This is a genomic window from Pseudoxanthomonas jiangsuensis (genome assembly GCF_010093185.1).
Classification (GTDB): domain Bacteria; phylum Pseudomonadota; class Gammaproteobacteria; order Xanthomonadales; family Xanthomonadaceae; genus Pseudoxanthomonas; species Pseudoxanthomonas jiangsuensis.
In genome coordinates this window covers 1-2,178 of record NZ_PDWL01000055.1, presented here as the reverse complement: position 1 = coordinate 2,178, position 2,178 = coordinate 1, and the positions used below count along the sequence as shown (strand labels likewise).

3 protein-coding genes are annotated in these 2,178 nt (G+C 57.5%); all 3 read left to right on the top strand.

Annotated elements, in window-relative coordinates:
- Positions 1 to 655: S49 family peptidase (locus CSC62_RS17105; RefSeq protein ID WP_162407882.1), on the top strand; the 655-nt coding region annotated here is incomplete at its 5' end.
- 3 nt (positions 656 to 658) lie between these two features.
- Positions 659 to 997, top strand: a complete 339-nt coding sequence (locus CSC62_RS17100; RefSeq protein WP_001312645.1) for a head decoration protein — start codon at positions 659 to 661, stop codon at positions 995 to 997.
- A 55-nt stretch (positions 998 to 1,052) separates the two neighbouring features.
- On the top strand, positions 1,053 to 2,078 hold the full coding sequence (locus CSC62_RS17095) for a major capsid protein (RefSeq protein ID WP_000063280.1): 1,026 nt from the start codon (positions 1,053 to 1,055) through the stop codon (positions 2,076 to 2,078).
- Positions 2,079 to 2,178: the final 100 nt, after the last annotated feature.

Below are 2,178 nucleotides of genomic sequence, written 5' to 3'. Positions count from 1 at the left end.
CCCCTACAGCCATCTTCCGGATGACGTCCGGGAGACACTGCAGTCCCGGATGGACGCAACCCGCCAGATGTTTGCGCAGAAGGTGTCGGCATATACCGGCCTGTCCGTGCAGGTTGTGCTGGATACCGAGGCTGCAGTGTACAGCGGTCAGGAGGCCATTGATGCCGGACTGGCTGATGAACTTGTTAACAGCACCGATGCGATCACCGTCATGCGTGATGCACTGGATGCACGTAAATCCCGTCTCTCAGGAGGGCGAATGACCAAAGAGACTCAATCAACAACTGTTTCAGCCACTGCTTCGCAGGCTGACGTTACTGACGTGGTGCCAGCGACGGAGGGCGAGAACGCCAGCGCGGCGCAGCCGGACGTGAACGCGCAGATCACCGCAGCGGTTGCGGCAGAAAACAGCCGCATTATGGGGATCCTCAACTGTGAGGAGGCTCACGGACGCGAAGAACAGGCACGCGTGCTGGCAGAAACCCCCGGTATGACCGTGAAAACGGCCCGCCGCATTCTGGCCGCAGCACCACAGAGTGCACAGGCGCGCAGTGACACTGCGCTGGATCGTCTGATGCAGGGGGCACCGGCACCGCTGGCTGCAGGTAACCCGGCATCTGATGCCGTTAACGATTTGCTGAACACACCAGTGTAAGGGATGTTTATGACGAGCAAAGAAACCTTTACCCATTACCAGCCGCAGGGCAACAGTGACCCGGCTCATACCGCAACCGCGCCCGGCGGATTGAGTGCGAAAGCGCCTGCAATGACCCCGCTGATGCTGGACACCTCCAGCCGTAAGCTGGTTGCGTGGGATGGCACCACCGACGGTGCTGCCGTTGGCATTCTTGCGGTTGCTGCTGACCAGACCAGCACCACGCTGACGTTCTACAAGTCCGGCACGTTCCGTTATGAGGATGTGCTCTGGCCGGAGGCTGCCAGCGACGAGACGAAAAAACGGACCGCGTTTGCCGGAACGGCAATCAGCATCGTTTAACTTTACCCTTCATCACTAAAGGCCGCCTGTGCGGCTTTTTTTACGGGATTTTTTTATGTCGATGTACACAACCGCCCAACTGCTGGCGGCAAATGAGCAGAAATTTAAGTTTGATCCGCTGTTTCTGCGTCTCTTTTTCCGTGAGAGCTATCCCTTCACCACGGAGAAAGTCTATCTCTCACAAATTCCGGGACTGGTAAACATGGCGCTGTACGTTTCGCCGATTGTTTCCGGTGAGGTTATCCGTTCCCGTGGCGGCTCCACCTCTGAATTTACGCCGGGATATGTCAAGCCGAAGCATGAAGTGAATCCGCAGATGACCCTGCGTCGCCTGCCGGATGAAGATCCGCAGAATCTGGCGGACCCGGCTTACCGCCGCCGTCGCATCATCATGCAGAACATGCGTGACGAAGAGCTGGCCATTGCTCAGGTCGAAGAGATGCAGGCAGTTTCTGCCGTGCTTAAGGGCAAATACACCATGACCGGTGAAGCCTTCGATCCGGTTGAGGTGGATATGGGCCGCAGTGAGGAGAATAACATCACGCAGTCCGGCGGCACGGAGTGGAGCAAGCGTGACAAGTCCACGTATGACCCGACCGACGATATCGAAGCCTACGCGCTGAACGCCAGCGGTGTGGTGAATATCATCGTGTTCGATCCGAAAGGCTGGGCGCTGTTCCGTTCCTTCAAAGCCGTCAAGGAGAAGCTGGATACCCGTCGTGGCTCTAATTCCGAGCTGGAGACAGCGGTGAAAGACCTGGGCAAAGCGGTGTCCTATAAGGGGATGTATGGCGATGTGGCCATCGTCGTGTATTCCGGACAGTACGTGGAAAACGGCGTCAAAAAGAACTTCCTGCCGGACAACACGATGGTGCTGGGGAACACTCAGGCACGCGGTCTGCGCACCTATGGCTGCATTCAGGATGCGGACGCACAGCGCGAAGGCATTAACGCCTCTGCCCGTTACCCGAAAAACTGGGTGACCACCGGCGATCCGGCGCGTGAGTTCACCATGATTCAGTCAGCACCGCTGATGCTGCTGGCTGACCCTGATGAGTTCGTGTCCGTACAACTGGCGTAATCATGGCCCTTCGGGGCCATTGTTTCTCTGAGGAGGAGTCCATGACGAAAGATGAACTGATTGCCCGTCTCCGCTCGCTGGGTGAACAACTGAACCGTGA

Bases quoted from the DNA above. Each gene is read 5' to 3' on its own strand.
- CSC62_RS17100 (WP_001312645.1), top strand. From the start codon at position 659: ATGTTTATGACGAGCAAAGAAACCTTTACCCATTACCAGCCGCAGGGC.
- CSC62_RS17095 (WP_000063280.1), top strand. From the start codon at position 1,053: ATGTCGATGTACACAACCGCCCAACTGCTGGCGGCAAATGAGCAGAAA.